17 protein-coding genes are annotated in these 15,006 nt (G+C 60.2%); 6 read left to right on the forward strand and 11 right to left on the reverse strand.

Annotation, left to right across the window (positions count from 1 at the left end; translation table 11 throughout):
- Positions 1-50: 50 nt before the first annotated feature.
- The 8 genes from ACF0H7_RS22880 to ACF0H7_RS22915 all read right to left on the reverse strand — a co-directional run bounded on the left by ACF0H7_RS22880 (position 51) and on the right by ACF0H7_RS22915 (position 6,810).
- Positions 51-773 carry a TylF/MycF/NovP-related O-methyltransferase gene (locus tag ACF0H7_RS22880; protein ID WP_397449131.1) on the reverse strand — a complete coding sequence of 241 codons (723 nt, stop codon included), beginning with the start codon at positions 771-773 and terminating at the stop codon, positions 51-53.
- On the reverse strand, positions 770-1,636 hold the full coding sequence (locus ACF0H7_RS22885) for a hypothetical protein (protein ID WP_397449132.1): 867 nt from the start codon (positions 1,634-1,636) through the stop codon (positions 770-772). Before ACF0H7_RS22885 ends, ACF0H7_RS22880 begins: the two co-directional genes overlap by 4 nt.
- Positions 1,637-1,998: 362 nt before the next feature.
- The gene (locus tag ACF0H7_RS22890) at positions 1,999-2,904 is read right to left on the reverse strand and encodes a metal ABC transporter substrate-binding protein (protein WP_397449133.1); all 906 of its coding nucleotides are present in this window, start codon (positions 2,902-2,904) and stop codon (positions 1,999-2,001) included.
- Between the two features lie 20 nt (positions 2,905-2,924).
- A complete protein-coding gene (locus ACF0H7_RS22895) occupies positions 2,925-3,794 on the reverse strand; it encodes a metal ABC transporter permease (protein ID WP_397449134.1) in 870 nt (289 codons plus the stop codon).
- Positions 3,791-4,555 (reverse strand): zinc ABC transporter ATP-binding protein AztA, encoded by a 765-nt coding sequence (gene aztA, locus ACF0H7_RS22900; RefSeq protein WP_397449135.1) that lies wholly within the window; start codon positions 4,553-4,555, stop codon positions 3,791-3,793. The genes ACF0H7_RS22895 and aztA overlap by 4 nt, the downstream gene beginning before the upstream one ends.
- Positions 4,552-4,683, reverse strand: coding sequence for a hypothetical protein (locus ACF0H7_RS22905; RefSeq protein WP_397449136.1), 132 nt, complete (start codon positions 4,681-4,683; stop codon positions 4,552-4,554). The genes aztA and ACF0H7_RS22905 overlap by 4 nt, the downstream gene beginning before the upstream one ends.
- A 101-nt stretch (positions 4,684-4,784) precedes the next feature.
- Positions 4,785-6,092 (reverse strand): sensor histidine kinase, encoded by a 1,308-nt coding sequence (locus ACF0H7_RS22910; protein WP_397449137.1) that lies wholly within the window; start codon positions 6,090-6,092, stop codon positions 4,785-4,787.
- A 25-nt stretch (positions 6,093-6,117) separates the two neighbouring features.
- Positions 6,118-6,810: a response regulator transcription factor gene (locus ACF0H7_RS22915; RefSeq protein ID WP_397449138.1), complete on the reverse strand. Its 693-nt coding sequence runs from the start codon at positions 6,808-6,810 to the stop codon at positions 6,118-6,120.
- A gap of 157 nt (positions 6,811-6,967) precedes the next feature.
- Here ACF0H7_RS22915 and ACF0H7_RS22920 point away from each other — a divergent pair, with 157 nt between their 5' ends.
- The 4 genes from ACF0H7_RS22920 to ACF0H7_RS22935 all read left to right on the forward strand — a co-directional run bounded on the left by ACF0H7_RS22920 (position 6,968) and on the right by ACF0H7_RS22935 (position 8,697).
- Positions 6,968-7,285 (forward strand): hypothetical protein, encoded by a 318-nt coding sequence (locus tag ACF0H7_RS22920; protein ID WP_397449139.1) that lies wholly within the window; start codon positions 6,968-6,970, stop codon positions 7,283-7,285.
- 51 nt (positions 7,286-7,336) lie between these two features.
- Entirely contained in the window at positions 7,337-7,582 is a 246-nt protein-coding gene (locus ACF0H7_RS22925; protein ID WP_397449140.1) for a cysteine rich repeat-containing protein, read from the forward strand.
- A 31-nt stretch (positions 7,583-7,613) separates the two neighbouring features.
- Positions 7,614-8,462, forward strand: a complete 849-nt coding sequence (locus ACF0H7_RS22930; protein ID WP_397449141.1) for a sterol desaturase family protein — start codon at positions 7,614-7,616, stop codon at positions 8,460-8,462.
- A gap of 61 nt (positions 8,463-8,523) precedes the next feature.
- A complete protein-coding gene (locus ACF0H7_RS22935; RefSeq protein WP_397449142.1) occupies positions 8,524-8,697 on the forward strand; it encodes a hypothetical protein in 174 nt (57 codons plus the stop codon).
- A gap of 65 nt (positions 8,698-8,762) precedes the next feature.
- On the opposite strand, the gene ACF0H7_RS22940 is transcribed toward ACF0H7_RS22935, so the two are convergent.
- On the reverse strand, positions 8,763-9,782 hold the full coding sequence (locus ACF0H7_RS22940; RefSeq protein WP_397449143.1) for a branched-chain amino acid aminotransferase: 1,020 nt from the start codon (positions 9,780-9,782) through the stop codon (positions 8,763-8,765).
- A 281-nt stretch (positions 9,783-10,063) separates the two neighbouring features.
- On the opposite strand from ACF0H7_RS22940, the gene ACF0H7_RS22945 reads away from it, so the two are divergent.
- Positions 10,064-10,675, forward strand: coding sequence for a hypothetical protein (locus ACF0H7_RS22945; RefSeq protein ID WP_397449144.1), 612 nt, complete (start codon positions 10,064-10,066; stop codon positions 10,673-10,675).
- A 62-nt stretch (positions 10,676-10,737) separates the two neighbouring features.
- On the opposite strand, the gene ACF0H7_RS22950 is transcribed toward ACF0H7_RS22945, so the two are convergent.
- Positions 10,738-11,622 (reverse strand): lipase family protein, encoded by an 885-nt coding sequence (locus ACF0H7_RS22950; protein ID WP_397449145.1) that lies wholly within the window; start codon positions 11,620-11,622, stop codon positions 10,738-10,740.
- Between the two features lie 38 nt (positions 11,623-11,660).
- Positions 11,661-14,348: an alpha-ketoglutarate dehydrogenase gene (gene mdeB / locus ACF0H7_RS22955; RefSeq protein ID WP_397453991.1), complete on the reverse strand. Its 2,688-nt coding sequence runs from the start codon at positions 14,346-14,348 to the stop codon at positions 11,661-11,663.
- A gap of 142 nt (positions 14,349-14,490) precedes the next feature.
- On the opposite strand from mdeB, the gene ACF0H7_RS22960 reads away from it, so the two are divergent.
- Positions 14,491-14,952 (forward strand): Lrp/AsnC family transcriptional regulator, encoded by a 462-nt coding sequence (locus ACF0H7_RS22960; RefSeq protein WP_397449146.1) that lies wholly within the window; start codon positions 14,491-14,493, stop codon positions 14,950-14,952.
- Positions 14,953-15,006 lie beyond the last annotated feature (54 nt).

Raw genomic sequence — 15,006 nt, forward strand, 5'->3', positions numbered from 1 at the left:
ATAAAAAAACCCACCGAAGTGGGTTTTTTTAATGCCTCGCAACCGTCGAATCAGACGCGGAAGTAACCCACGCTCGAATCGAATGGCAGGCGCTTGAGTTCGACCTTGTTCAGGTCCAGCACGTCACGCAGGGCCGCGGTTTCGCCCGGGAAGTTGCGGTAGGCCACTTCGTCGAGGACCACGATGGCGCCTTTGGGCATGTACGGCAGGAAGGTTTCCAGCGCGACTTTGGTCGACGAATACAGGTCGGTGTCGAGGATCAGCATCGCCACCACCAGGTCCGGACGGGTCTTTACGAAAGCCGGCACGGTTTCCAGGATATCGCCTTTGACGATCTCGCAACGCGGGATGCGGTTAACCGGGCGTACCAGGTCGTTGGCGTTGATCATGTCCTGGATCAGGCTCTCGTCGGTGTCTGAGAACATGTTCTCGTTGATGTCGGTCGGATCCTGCTCGGCGTCGATGCTGGTGAAGCCGGAGAAGGTGTCGAAACCAATGATCGAACGGTTGATCGCATAGGGTTCGAGGATCATCGACAAGTGCATGTACAGCATCAGCGAGTTGCCCTTGTACACGCCGCACTCAATGATGGCGCCCGGCACGTCGGAGACCATTTTGAACAGTTCCATGCGCGACAACGCGGCCGTCACAGTGATCCGGTTGGCGAACACGAACGGAGCGTCGGCGACGTATTTGGAGTCAACACGCGAAAGTACATTGGCGCGGGTTTCGTTGTACTGGATCTCGGCGTCTGTAAGGCGGCGCTGGGTCATGAGTTGGCTCCGTGGAAATGCGAAAAGTCGCTGAGATGGAAAAAGTCTTTGTAGCCGGCTTCGGTGTCGGTGACACCGCTGTCGACGTTATTGGCGCCACGTTTTGCCAGCAGATCGGCAATGTGCACCAGACGGAAATCGATGCTGAAGCGGGTTTGCTCGGTGAAATTGGCCACCGTGCCGTGCAGGTGCGAACCGGAGAAGGTCAGGATCTCGCCCGCGTTGCCAGCAATACGGATTTCCGCGTCATTGGAAATCTCTTCCAGCGGCACCGGGTGCACGCGCACTTCTTCAGTGACGTTTTCCTTGGCCTTGGAACGCTGCACGTTGATCCAGTTGTCCAGGCTCCAGTCCACCGATGAGTTTTTCACCGGCTTCGAGAAATACGCCGGGTTGATCATCATGGTTTGTTCCGGCTGGATGGTGTAGACCGGCATCCAGGTGTTGATCTGGCAGTCGACGCTGCCGTACCAGGTGTCGCGGTGCGGCTTGTAGGCGTAGCTGACCCCGGCGTGCAAATAGTTGTAGTTCGGTACTACGCGGATGCGCGGCACGTCGAACAGGTACTCGTTCGGGTTGGCACCGATTTCCAGCACGAAATCACGGATCATTTCCTTGACCGGCTGGCAGTTGGTGAACTGGCCCTTGAGGCGCGTCACCAAATCAACGAATTCATTCACCGGCATCAGGGTGTGTAGAGCCTGGTGATTGGTTTCCCCATCAAAGGCCGCAGTGATGCTTTCTTTGGCAAAAGCACAGAGGGCCTTCGGTGCATTCAGGTCTGTGTTCAGGAAAATGTCGCCTGAATAGACGGCGCTTCTGAAGTCAGGCTTCTTCTGAAGCTGGTTAATAAACAAATTCACGATTTCCCCCCTGCTGAATACTGGAACTGACTGTTTGTCGGCAGATGACGACCGAACTGAAGGGTGGCGTCAAAGCGCCGACACTGGACCTGTGTATGCAAAGTCCCGGCCTACTAAGCCCAGATCAAAAAATTTTGCGTAATGTATCGAGCGCAGCCTCCTCTCCGCAGGATTCGGCTTGTCGGATCGCCGCACCGCTGCAATCGGCTGCGCAGCAGTCGCAAAAACGGTATTCCCGATCATTCAGCAAAACCGAGTTCTGGCATGCTGCGATCGCTATGCGCGCGATCGCAGGCCAGCCAGCTCCACACCGACAGGCGGCATTTGGACGACGGGAGGCTCCCACAAGGACGGGTGCTGACTTACGGCTTCGACACTTCCCCACGCATAGCCGCGGTCAGTTTGTCGACGTTGTAGCGAAACATCTGTGCATAAGTCGCCGCCGGGCCATTCGCCGGAGACAACGCTTCGACGTACAGTTCACCGCCTGGTTGCGCGCCGCTGGCCGCCGCAATCTGCTTCACCAGACGCGGATCGCCGGAGTTTTCAAAAAAGTAAGCGCTGACGTGTTCACCCTTGATCTGCTTGATCAGTTTCGCCACATCGGCGGCCGAGGGTTCAGCTTCGGTAGAGAAACCCAATGGCGACAGGAAGGTCACGCCGTAGGCATCGCCAAAGTAGCCAAAGGCATCGTGGGAGGTCAGGACCTTACGCTGGGCAACGGGAATCGCCTGCACTTGGGAGCGGGCGTAAGCGTCCAGGGTTTGCAGTTGGGCGATGTATTTGTCGCCATTGGCCTGATACAGCTCCGCGCCCTGCGGATCGGCCTTCTTCAACGCGGCGATGATATTGCGCACGTAGATCACGCCATTGGCCGCACTGTTCCAGGCATGCGGATCGGTGATGGTTTTGCCATCCTCTTCCATGCTACGGGTCTTGATGCCATCGGACAGCACCACCGGTTGGCCGTGGTAACCCGAAGCGGTGATCAGGCGATCCAGCCAGCCTTCCAGGTGCAGGCCGCTGACGAAGGTCACGTCCGCCTGCTTCAACGCCTGGGCATCGGACGGGGTCGGCTCGTAGACATGCGGATCGCCGTTTGGGCCGATCAGCGAGGTCACGTGGACCCGGTCGCCGCCCACCGTATGCACCATGTCGGCGATCACCGTGAACGACGCCACTGCTTCCAGTGGTTTGGCCTGAGCCAAGGTAGAAAACACAGACAGCGCAATGGCTGCCATCACGCCCGATAGCATTATTTTTTTCATGATTTTCCTTCAGTAGGCCGTTAGCTGACCAGGTGCGGTTTTGGAAACAATCGACGCAGTATCCCTGTGCGCCCAAACAACAACGAGAAACCGTAGAAAGCACTGGCGGTCAGCACGATGGCCGGACCGGAAGCGACACCCATGTGGTAGGAAACGATCAGTCCGATCAGCCCGGAAAGGGTCGCCACGGCGGTGGAAATCAGCATCAGCGCGGTCAGCGAGGTGGCCCAGAAGCGCGCCGCCGTCGCCGGCAACATCATCATCCCGACCGCCATCAAGGTGCCCAGCGCCTGAAAACCGGCGACCAGGTTCAGCACCACCAGCAGCAGAAACAGCACGTGGTACAGCGAGCCGCGTCCGCCTACCGCACGCAGGAAACCGGGGTCGAAACACTCCAGCACCAGCGGCCGGTAGATCAGCGCGAGTAACACCAGGGTGAAGGACGCGATGCCACCGACCATGAAAATCGAATTGGAATCGATCGCCAGAATGGTGCCGAACAACACGTGCAACAGATCCACGTTTGAACCGTGCAGGGAAACAATCATCACCCCCGCCGCCAGCGAGGTCAGGTAGAAACTGGCGAAGCTGGCGTCTTCACGCAGCGCCGTGAGGCGGCTGACCAAACCGGACAACAAGGCCACCGCCAAGCCGGCGATCAAGCCCCCGAGGCCCATGGCCGGCAGCGACAAACCGAACAGCAGAAAGCCCACCGCAGCACCGGGCAGCACGGCGTGGCTCATGGCATCGCCGACCAGGCTCATGCGCCGTAGCATCAGCAGCACGCCCACCGGGCCGGAGCCAATGCCCAGCGCCAGGCAGGCGACCAACGCGCGGCGCATGAAGCCGAACTCGACGAAGGGTTGGACCAGCGCGGTATACAGCATCATGAGCGGTCACCGTTCTGCTCGTCGCCATTGGCGGCGCACAGCTCAACGTCGGCGCTCCAGAATTCAGCCATGTTGCGTGCCTTGCGCAGGTTTTCGGCGCTCAACACATCGGCCGTTGCGCCCCATGCAATGCTCTCGCGGGCCATCAGCAAGGTTTGTGGAAAGTGTTGGCGGACTTGATCGAGGTCGTGCAACACGGCAATCACCGTGCGGCCCTGACCGTGCCAGATTCGCACCAGTTCCAGCAGGTCCCGAGTGGTGCGGGCGTCGATGGCGGTGAAGGGTTCGTCGAGCAGAATCACCTGCGCGTCCTGCAATAAGAGCCGGGCAAACAGCACGCGCTGGAACTGCCCGGACGACAGCGAACCAACGCTGCGCGCCTCAAATCCTTCGAGGCCGACCGCCGTCAGCGCTTCCTGAGTGCGCTTGGCGTGGTCACGACTGAGTCCACGAAACGGCCCGATGCTGCGCCAGGCGCCCATGGCCACGGTGTCGGCCACGCTGAGCGGAAAACTACGGTCGATTTCCGCAGCCTGGGGTAAATAACCCAGGGTACGCGTGGCTATTTTGCCCATATCGACCCGGCCAGCCGCGGGCTTCATGGTCCCGGCAATTGCCTTGATCAAGGTCGACTTGCCGGCACCGTTGGGGCCGACGATGGCCGTCAGGCTGCCGGCCTCGAAGCGCCCACTGATGTGGTGCACCGCCGGGCGACGTTCGTAGGCGACGGTCAGGTTGTCCAGCGCGATGGCAGCACTCATGGAATGGCCACCGCCCAGACGATGGCCAACCACAACAACACCAGCAACGACACCGCCAGCAGGACCCGTTTCCAGGCAGATTGGGCCAACACAGAGCTGGCGATGGATGAGGCAAGAGGCGCTTTCACAGGAGATGACTCTGAAACGATTTGTTATATTATTACATATCTTTTCAGAATCATTGCCAGTTGTTTTTGCTATGAGCCGCAAAGGATTTGGCAATCGCGCTTCAGCGTTGCTCCAAGTCTTTGACCCGCAAGGTAATTCTCACCCGCTGCCGACTCTCGCCACGCTCGAAAGACAGCTCGCCGCCGAGGCGCGCCACCACCTGGCGCACGATGGCCAGGCCCAAACCGCTGCCCGCAGTGGCACGGCTGTTGTCGCCACGGCTAAAGGCTTCCTGCAACTGTTCCACCCGATCCGGGTCGATCCCCTGCCCGGCATCTTCGACCACGATCCACACCCGCGCGTCGTCGCGCCCCATGCTCAGTTGCACCGGCGGTCGCCCATGTTTCAGCGCGTTGTCGATCAGGTTCAACAGCGTGCGCTCCACCAACAACCGATTGGCCTTGGGCCACAGCAAGCTGTCGGGCACGCTGAGGTCGAGCTCGCTCGGCGGACGCTCGAACCCCGCCACCACCGCCCGCCCGACCGCCGCCAGGTCCACCGTCTCACTGAAGCTCAGCTCGCTGGAGCGCACATAGTCGAGAAAACTTTCGATCAGCCGGTCGGCCGCAAACACATTGCGCACTATGGTCGCCTTGCGCGTCGCCACCCCCTCCTCGTCCGGCAGCAGTTCCGCCGCCATGCGGATACGCCCCAGCGGGCTGCGCAGATCGTGGGAGACCCCGGCGAGCAAGGTCGCCCGCTCGCGCTCATGGCGCTCCAGTCGTGCCAACAGTTCGGAGTACGCCGCATCGATGGCGATCACTTCCGGGGAAATACTCGACAACGGTTGCGCCGAAACCGGGACCGACTCGCCTGGGGTATGGGTTTGAATTCGGTTGCGCAGCAGTTCCAGCGGGCGCGTCAGTCGCCGGGTGAACACCCAACTCATGCCAACCAGTAATCCGCCGGCGAGGAGCAACGCCAGGACTAAACGCCCCGACCATTGTGGCTCTACCAGGCTGCCTGCTACCCCCAACCAGGTCGGCGTTTGACCGGGCGCCGAGACGTGCAGCCACACCACTGGCTCCGGGCCGTCGAGGCTGAGCAATACATCGTCGACCGGAATACCGCGCCTCGTCAGTTCGTTGCGCAGTGCATCGAAACGCGGCGCGTAGTTCAACGGGTGATACGCCCCGGCCGGCGGGTCGGCACGCTGTTGCACCTGAACCTGCGCCGTCGGTGCCGACTTGACACCCGCCGCGACGGCTAGCTGCGGCGCCCACTGATCGGCATACAGCACCGCCAGGGTGATATTGCGCTGCACGTAAAACAAAAGGCCAACTACCAGCAGCAAAGCCACCACCAACCCGACCTGGGCCAGCAGCAACCGGGCGAACAGGCTGTTGGTGTAAGGAAGACGAAGGTTCACGGCATGCTTCCAATGGCGTTAGCACTTAACCACGCGGGACAAACACGTAACCCTCGCCGCGCACCGTATCAATCCACTCACAGCCCGGCGAGGCCGCCGCCAACTTGCGCCGCAACCGTGCCACTTGCACGTCCACGGTACGGTCCTGCGGGATGTAGCCGCCGCCCTGCACGGCCTCGCTCAACGCGGTGCGCGACAGGGGTTTGCCCGGTGTCTGCGCCAAGGTGACCAACAGCTTGTACTCGATACTGGTCAAGCCCACTGGCAGCTCGCCCGCCAGCACTTCGCGCTTGAGCAGGTTGATGGTCAGGCCGTTGAAGCGAATCAGCACCGTGTCGGTGGTGCCGGGTGCCTGACGGCGCAGCAAGGCACGAATTCGCGCCACCAGTTCGCGGGGCTCAAACGGTTTGGCCAGGTAATCATCGGCGCCGATTTCCAGGCCCAGCACGCGGTCCATCGGATCGCCCCTGGCGGTCAGCATGACAATGCCCAGCGCCGGTTGCGCGGCCCGCCAGCGGCGGCACACATCAAAGCCGCTGGCGTCCGGCAGCATCACGTCCAGCAGCACCGCGTCCGGCTGCCAGCGCGCCAGGGCCAGCTCGCCATCGCTGGCGTTGAGCACGGTCTGCACCGCCCAGCCTTCACGGACCAGCAGTTCATCGACCATGCCCGCCAACTCGGCATCGTCATCGACGATCAACACTCGAGGTTTGTTCATGGGGCAAGTCTAGTCCGTGACGCTTGAACGGCGAATGTGACAGCGCTGTCGCAAATCGTCGCGCAACGTGGGTGGAGGCCGATCGGGCAAAAAGAGACAGTAGTCGGGCCAAGCGAACGTGCTTGAAACCACCGCCCGACTGAAGAGGAACACCCCAATGAACACCAGCACATCCAAGAAATCGCGCCTGTCCTCAGTACTGCTCGCAGCGGTCCTGACCCTCACCGGGTCCAGCGCGCTGCTGCTGACCTTCGACGAAGCCCAGGCCCGCGAGCGCACTGCCACTATCACGGGCAGCGCTGGCCAGATGACCCAACGCAACGTAACTCACACCCCTGGCAATGCCACCTCAAGCACCACCGGCCCGAACGGCAACTCTTCAAGCCGCACCACCACCCGCACCACCAGCGGCTCGCAAACCACCTTGACCGGGCCCAAAGGCCAGACCAGCACCGTCAACGTCAATCACTCCTGATTCAACGTTTCAATCCAGCGATTTAACCTGCGCCTGCCCCGGAGAATCACCATGAACATGCAAAGCCGTTTTTTCAAAGCCCTCGCCTTCACCGCCCTCGCTTTCGCCGGCACCAGCCAGGCCTTCGCCGCCGGCTCGCTGATGCAAGACTGCCGCCCGGACTATAAGAAGTTCTGCTCTTCCGTCGGGGTTGGCGGCGGCCACATCACCGAGTGCCTGAAGCAACACAAGACCGAACTCTCCCCCGCCTGCGCCACGGACCTGCTGAGCAAGGTCGAATCGCGCCTCGCCCGCTGAGACCGTCAAACCCGAACTGCCGGAGCCTTCAATGAATTTTTCGTCGTTGTATAATCACGCTTCGTCCGGAGCACTGCCCTGGCTGTTCGGGTTGCTGCTCATCGTGCTGGTGGCTGCCACTCTTGAAGGCCTGGTGCAGACCTTCGTGCGCCATAAAGCGTATGACTGGAAGGCCTATGCCGCGTCGATGGCCGACGCCATCGCCCGGCGCGGTATTGACGCCCTCGGCTTGTCCATCGCCGCACCGATCCTCGCCTGGGCTTATGCGCATCGCATCAATACCCTTGAGTTGAACACCCCGCTGGCGATTTTCATTCTGTTCATCGGGCAGGAATTTCTTTACTACTGGTACCACCGCGCGTCGCACACCATTAACTGGTTCTGGGCCACGCATTCGGTGCACCACTCACCCAATGAGCTGACCCTGGCCTCGGCATTGCGCCTGGGCTGGACGGGAAAGCTCACCGGCACCACGCTGTTTTTCACGCCACTGATCTGGATCGGTTTTTCACCCACCGCAGTGCTCTCGGTGGTTGCTGGCAACCTGCTTTATCAATTCTGGCTGCACGCCCCCTGGATGCCAAAACTGGGACCGTTGGAATGGGTGTTCAACACCCCGACCCATCACAAGGTTCACCACGCGTCCAACCCGGAATACCTCGATCGCAATTACGGCGGCGTGCTCATCATCTTCGACCGTCTGTTCGGCACCTTCGCCGACGAGCGTGAGGATGTGACGATTCGCTACGGCCTGACCGAACCCCTGAAAAGCCACAACCCGCTACGAATTGCCCTGCATGGCTGGATGAATATGGGTAAGAAAATCGGGCAAGCCCACAGCTGGCGTGACCGCGTGAAGGCAGTGTTTGGGCCGCCGTAGCAGTCCTTGAAACGATTCCTCATCCCTAATCCGAATCCATTGAAAACTGTGGGAGCACACCATGAAAGTTCACACCTCGTTCTATGAAGCCATCGCCTTTGTCGCATTGGCGTTCGTCGCAACCACCCCGGCCCAGGCAGCCGAGCCGGTCAAGGAAGAGTGCCGCGCCGGTTATCAGAAGCTCTGCCCATCTGTTCAGCCCGTCGAGTTACGTTCTCCCGGCAGTAAAGCCTGACCAGAAAGCAAAAAAGCGCAGCCACTCCATTGAGTGGCTGCGCTTTTTTTAAGGCAGCTGCAGAATCAGACTTTAACGATCCAGCCTGCTGGCGCTTCGATATCACCCGACTGTACGCCGGTCAGCTCGTTGTAGAGCTTCTGGGTAATCGGGCCGACGTCGGTTTCGCTGTAGAACACGTGCGGTTCGTCTTTGTAGGTGATGCTGCCGATTGGCGTGATCACCGCCGCAGTACCGCAGGCACCGGCTTCCTTGAAGTCTTTCAGGTTGTCGATGAACACATCGCCTTCGATGACTTTCAGGCCCAGACGGCTCTGCGCCAGGTCGATCAACGACAGGCGGGTGATGCCTGGCAATACCGATGGCGACTTCGGCGTCACGAACTCGTTGTCATGGGTGATGGCGAAGAAGTTGGCCGAACCAACTTCTTCGATCTTCGAGTGAGTTTGCGGGTCGAGGTAGATGCAATCGGCGAAGTTGGCTTTCTTCGCTTCCGAACCGGGCATCAGGCTGGCCGCGTAGTTGCCACCGACCTTGGCCGCGCCAGTGCCGTTTGGCGCCGCACGGTCGTAACCGGAGATCAGGAAGTTATGCGGCTTCAGGCCACCTTTGAAGTAGGCGCCAACCGGAATGCAGAAAATCGAGAAAATGAACTCTGGTGCAGTCCGCACGCCGATGTTGTCACCCACGCCGATCACGAACGGACGCAGGTACAGCGCACCGCCGCTGCCGTACGGCGGAATGAAACGCTCGTTGGCGCGCACGACTTCTTTACAGGCTTCGATGAAATCTTCGGTCGGTACCTGCGGCATCAACAACCGGCCGCAACTGCGCTGCATGCGCATGGCGTTCTGGTCCGGGCGGAACAGGTTGATCGAGCCGTCTTTACAGCGATAGGCCTTCAGGCCCTCGAAGCATTGCTGACCGTAGTGCAGCGCGGTCGAACCTTCGCTGATGTGCAGGACGTTGTCTTCAGTCAGCGTGCCTTTCTGCCAGGCGCCATCACGCCAATGCGACAGGAAACGCTTGTCTGTCTTGATGTAATCGAAACCCAGCTTGTCCCAATTAATGCTTTCGTAACTCATGACACCCTCTACCTTTCAAAGACCGCCTGAACATCCCAAGCTTTTCGTATCGTTTCAGATGGGAGTAACAATACTTGATTCGGGACCTGAATCGCATCTACTCAATAACATCCCGTGAAGTAGCATACGCCGACGATGGCGCCAGCACCCACGTCAGGCGCTATTTTCCGGCCGTTTCACAAGCCTTTGGGCGACGCTCGGCAGCGCTCGGAGGCCTTATTCGTTCTATTATTAAACAACCTGTATAACTGAACTCCCGGTCACGACGGCGGCCGGGAGGCATGGACGCAGACGTCCTGACTCCACACCAGAAAGAGCCAGCACCGAATACGCGATCAAGCGCCGTAGCGACTATTCATTTGGCAGACATCATGAACATGAACTCGATCAAGCGTTGCGTTCTTATCGGTGCGGTGGCGATCAGCACGGGACTGCCGTTGCCGGCCGTCGCCGACCACGGCGGCGGTGGGTGGCACGGTGGTGGAGGCGGTTGGCACGGTGGTGGCTGGCATGGCGGCGGTGGCTGCTGCTGGCACGGTGGCAGTTGGCACAGTGATGCGTGGTGGGGTTTGGGTATTGGTCTGGGCGTTGGTTATCTGGCGTCGACGCTTGCCAGCCCTTCTTATTACTATGCTTCGCCTCCGGCCTATTACTACCCGGCGCCGACCTACTACGCCGCGCCGGCTTATTACGGCTATGCCCCGGCGCAAGTGATTACCCAACCCGTGCAACCGGTGCAACAGGTGCAAACTGCGGCCGCACCTGGTTATGGGCCGCAGACGGCACAAAACTTTTACTACTGTGCGCCGACCCGAGGCTACTACCCGGCGGTGCGCAGTTGCTCGGTGCCGTGGCAAATCGTGCCGTCGACCCCGCCGGGGGCGGTTCAGTAGGCACGTCTGTTCTGGAACGCGGTGTGTCTGACACACCGCGTCAACCCATTCGCCGCCCTACCTCACACCCGCAAAACACACTCCGCGCATTGGTGATCGTCGACGCTACAGTGCGGATCGGCGATCGCCTGTTCGTACGCCGTGGCGTCCAGCAGCGCGGTGTAGCAGATCAGGTGATGGTTACACAGCGGGTTGTCACGGATTTGTGGCCCGGACGGATCGACAGGAATGGTTTTCGCCTGTTTCAGCGGGTAGTACCGGGAGAAGTGCAGCACATCGGATTTCGGCACCGTTGGCACCACATCACGTTCGTAGTTGAACACGTCATAGTTGCTGACCGTCGCCTCGAAGAAGTCGACAAAAGTCTGATTCCCCGTCCTGGGTGAGGCAAACAGGCAAGCGCTGGCATGACAGGTTGCCAGGTTTAAATCGAGGGTCAGGTAGGTCGCCAGTGACGACCCCAGGCTGTGCCCCAGCACCATCAGCGGGCTGCCCGCCGTCACCTTGACGATCCCGGCGGCGATTGGCACCGGCGCTTCACCGGCCACACCATGAAATTGCATGGTGCGGTAAATATCCCAGAATCCCTGATCCACCAGTCCCGCGCCGGCATGCGGATGATCGGTCATCAAGAAGTCCAGATCGTCACCCCACTCCTCGGCGCCGTCCGTACCGCGAATCACCGCGACAAACTGGCCCTGCCGCTCAGCGACATAGCCGTAACACACCCGGTTACGCTCATCGGTGGAAGCACTGAGCACCGCAGAGCGCAAACGCAGGCCCGACACCACGATATCGTCCGAGCCCGACAGGTAACCGACGATGGTCCACCCCGCGTCGGCGATGCGCGCGTCGACTGACGGCGGAATCTGGCGCGGGTTGATGTCGCACATGTCCCAGGCATACATCACCAACAGGGCATACGGCGCAGCGGTAAGTCGGTCCATGTCGTGGCTCCTGATAACCGATAGGTCCTAAAACTGTATCAGCAATCCCAGGACGCGGCGGTCTCGACCTCAATGCCGTAACGCTGAATCGCCTCGGCAGCGACGCTTGGCGGCAACGTGCCGGCACCGACCAGCGCCGTCAGCGCGCCTAACACTATCGCGTGGCGATCGACTTCGAAGAAGCTGCGCAACGCCGCGCGGGTGTCGCTGCGACCAAACCCGTCAGTGCCTAACACCGTGTATGGCGAATCGAGGTATGACGCCACCAACTGCGGCACCGCGCGCACGTAGTCGGACGCCGCGATCACCGCCGAGCCTGCCGGCAGGCACTGCAGCAGATGGCTTTGGCGTGGACTGTGCTCCGGATGCAGCCGATTCCAGCGCTCTACGTCACGGGCATCGCGCGCCAGTTCACTGAAGCTGGTGACACTCCAGACTTCGCTTTCGATCTGCCAGTCCTGCGCCAGCAACTCGGCCGCAGCGAGGGTTTCGCGCAAAATGGCCCCGGCGCCCAACAACCGCACCTTGCCCTTGGCGTGGTCCGGCGCATGCCCGCCGAAACGGTAGAGGCCACGGATGATGCCCTCGCGGGCGTTGTCCGGTAACGATGGCTGCGGGTAGTTTTCGTTCATCAAGGTGATGTAGTAAAACTCGTCCACTTCAAGTTCCAGCATCTGCCGCATGCCGTGATCGACGATCACCGCCAGTTCGCTGGCGAACGCCGGGTCATAGGCTCGGCAGTTCGGGACGATGGCGGCCATCAAATGGCTGGAACCGTCCTGATGCTGCAAGCCCTCGCCGCCCAACGTGGTCCGACCCGCCGTTGCCCCCATCAGGAAACCGCGAGCGCGCTGATCCGCTGCCGCCCAGATCAGGTCGCCGATGCGCTGGAAACCAAACATTGAGTAGTAAATGTAGAACGGCAACATGCGCAGACCATGCACCGAGTAACTGGTCGCCGCCGCCACCCAGGAACTGATGGCACCAGCCTCGCTGATGCCCTCCTCGAGAATCTGGCCGTTGGTGGCTTCGCGGTAACTCAGGATCGAGCCGATGTCTTCCGGCTCGTAACGCTGGCCAACACTGGAATAAATGCCGATCTGCTTAAACAGATTAGCCATGCCGAAGGTACGCGCCTCGTCGGCGACAATCGGCACCACACGCGGGCCGAGTTGCTTGTGTTTGAGCAGGTTACCGAGCATGCGCACGAAGGCCATGGTGGTGGACATTTCCTTGCCTTCGGCTTGGGTCGAAAACCCGGCGTACTCACTGATCGGCGGCACCGGAACCCGCTCAGCCGTTGCGCTGCGTGAGGGTATCGAGCCGCCGAGGTTGGCGCGCCGTGCTTGCAGATAACGCATTTCCGCGCTGTCGCTGTCGGGCTTGAAGAAGCTCAGGTTCTGCGCCTGCTCATCCGACAGCGGCAGGTGGAAGCGATTGCGAAAGCCAATCAACGCCTCGCCATCCAGTTTTTTCTGTTGGTGGGTGGTCATTTTCCCCTGGCCCGCCTCGCCCATGCCGAAACCTTTTTTGGTCTGCGCAAGGATCACCGTCGGCCGCCCCTTATGCAGGGTCGCGGCCTGATAGGCAGCGAAGATTTTCACCAGGTCGTGGCCGCCGCGCTTGAGACGGTCGATCTGTTCATCGTTCAAGCCCTGCGCCAATTTCGCCACTGCCGGGTTTTGTCCGAAAAAATGCTCGCGGTTGTAGGCGCCGTCTTTGGCAGCGAAGGTCTGGAACTGACCGTCCACGGTGTTCGACAGCGCACGTACCAGCGCGCCGTCTGAGTCCTGGGCAAACAACCGGTCCCAGTCGGACCCCCAGACCAGTTTGATCACGTTCCAGCCGGCACCACTGAACAAGGCCTCCAGCTCATCGATAATCCGCCCGTTGCCGCGCACTGGACCATCAAGGCGTTGCAGGTTGCAGTTGACCACCCAGGTCAGGTTGTCCAGGCCTTCGCGCGCGGCCAGGGTCAGGGCCGACATGCTTTCCGGCTCGTCCATTTCGCCATCGCCGAACACGCCCCACACATGCCGCCCGGCGGTGTCTTGCACGCCACGGTTTTGCAGATAGCGCATGAACCGCGCCTGATAAATCGAGCTGATCGGACCAATGCCCATGGAGCCTGTGGGAAACTGCCAGAAGTCCGACATCAACCAAGGGTGTGGATAACTCGACAAACCCTTGGCGCCGGCCTTGGGCCCGCCAATTTCTTGCCGATAGTGCTCAAGGTCGGCCTCGGACAGACGCCCTTCAAGAAAGGCCCGCGCGTAAATTCCCGGCGCCGAATGGGCCTGATAGAACACCAGATCGCCGCCAAAGGCATCGCTGCGGCCCCGAAAAAAGTGGTTGAAGCCGACCTCGAATAAATCCGCCGCGCTGGCGTAACTGGCGATATGGCCGCCCAACTCGCCATACGCCTGATTGGCGCGCACCACCATGGCCAGAGCGTTCCAGCGGATCAACGAACCCAGGCGCTCTTCCATCGCCAGGTCGCCGGGAAACGCCGGTTGCTGATCGACGCCAATGGTGTTGATGTAAGGTGTGCCGTGCATCGGCTGCCAGCCAATCGCCGAGTCCCGTGCAAGGGCAGCCAACATGTCGAGTATCTCCCGCGCCCGTTGCGGCCCGGCATTGGCCGCCAGCGACATGAGCGCATCCCGCCATTCATTCATTTCCAGCAGGTCGTTCTGATCTTCCGTGGCGTTGGCTGCAGCGGGCATTTGAAAGTTGAGAGCGCTCATGGACACCTCCGAATAGTTGGATTTAGTCTATGCCCGAACATCCAGATTTAATGACTGATTAGCCTGTGAAAACCTCGACCCTGCAGCATGAAAATAAATAAAAACGCGAGATAGAAGCACAATGAACTTTGACAGCACTGACTTGAAAATTCTTTGCGAACTGCAACGCGACAGCAGCCTGTCCAACGTCGAACTGGCGAAACGGGTTCATCTTTCGCCCTCGCCTTGCCTGGCGCGAGTCAAAGCCCTTGAGGCGTCCGGGTGTATTCGTGAGTACGTGGCGCTGTTGGCGCCTGAGCACTTGGGTTTGCGCTTGAACGTGTTTATTTCCATCAGCCTCAAGGAACAGAGCCGCGAAGCGCTGCAGAACTTCGAACGGCGGGTGTGCGAGTGCGAAGAGGTGATGGAGTGTTATTTGATGACCGGCGATGCGGACTATTTATTGCGGGTGGTGATGGCCGACATGCCGGCGCTGGAGCATTTCATTATCGAGCGCTTATCGCCGATGCCGGAGGTAGAAAAGATTCGCTCGAGCCTGTCGTTGAAGCAGGTGCGGTACAAAACGGCATTGCCGTTGAGTTGAGCAAGGGAGACGCTGTGTTTTCAGCCAACACACATGCCCCTGAAGATGAGTGCC

Source organism: Pseudomonas sp. NA-150 (assembly GCF_044336365.1).
Classification (GTDB): Bacteria; Pseudomonadota; Gammaproteobacteria; order Pseudomonadales; family Pseudomonadaceae; genus Aquipseudomonas.

Excerpts from the sequence above, each read along its gene's own strand:
- ACF0H7_RS22880 (WP_397449131.1), bottom strand. The coding sequence starts at position 773 with ATGACCCAGCGCCGCCTTACAGACGCCGAGATCCAGTACAACGAAACC.
- ACF0H7_RS22890 (WP_397449133.1), bottom strand. The coding sequence starts at position 2,904 with ATGAAAAAAATAATGCTATCGGGCGTGATGGCAGCCATTGCGCTGTCT.
- ACF0H7_RS22895 (WP_397449134.1), bottom strand. The coding sequence starts at position 3,794 with ATGATGCTGTATACCGCGCTGGTCCAACCCTTCGTCGAGTTCGGCTTC.
- aztA (WP_397449135.1), bottom strand. The coding sequence starts at position 4,555 with ATGAGTGCTGCCATCGCGCTGGACAACCTGACCGTCGCCTACGAACGT.
- ACF0H7_RS22915 (WP_397449138.1), bottom strand. The coding sequence starts at position 6,810 with ATGAACAAACCTCGAGTGTTGATCGTCGATGACGATGCCGAGTTGGCG.
- ACF0H7_RS22920 (WP_397449139.1), top strand. The coding sequence starts at position 6,968 with ATGAACACCAGCACATCCAAGAAATCGCGCCTGTCCTCAGTACTGCTC.
- ACF0H7_RS22925 (WP_397449140.1), top strand. The coding sequence starts at position 7,337 with ATGAACATGCAAAGCCGTTTTTTCAAAGCCCTCGCCTTCACCGCCCTC.
- ACF0H7_RS22930 (WP_397449141.1), top strand. The coding sequence starts at position 7,614 with ATGAATTTTTCGTCGTTGTATAATCACGCTTCGTCCGGAGCACTGCCC.
- ACF0H7_RS22935 (WP_397449142.1), top strand. The coding sequence starts at position 8,524 with ATGAAAGTTCACACCTCGTTCTATGAAGCCATCGCCTTTGTCGCATTG.
- ACF0H7_RS22940 (WP_397449143.1), bottom strand. The coding sequence starts at position 9,782 with ATGAGTTACGAAAGCATTAATTGGGACAAGCTGGGTTTCGATTACATC.
- ACF0H7_RS22945 (WP_397449144.1), top strand. The coding sequence starts at position 10,064 with ATGGACGCAGACGTCCTGACTCCACACCAGAAAGAGCCAGCACCGAAT.
- ACF0H7_RS22950 (WP_397449145.1), bottom strand. The coding sequence starts at position 11,622 with ATGGACCGACTTACCGCTGCGCCGTATGCCCTGTTGGTGATGTATGCC.
- mdeB (WP_397453991.1), bottom strand. The coding sequence starts at position 14,348 with ATGCCCGCTGCAGCCAACGCCACGGAAGATCAGAACGACCTGCTGGAA.
- ACF0H7_RS22960 (WP_397449146.1), top strand. The coding sequence starts at position 14,491 with ATGAACTTTGACAGCACTGACTTGAAAATTCTTTGCGAACTGCAACGC.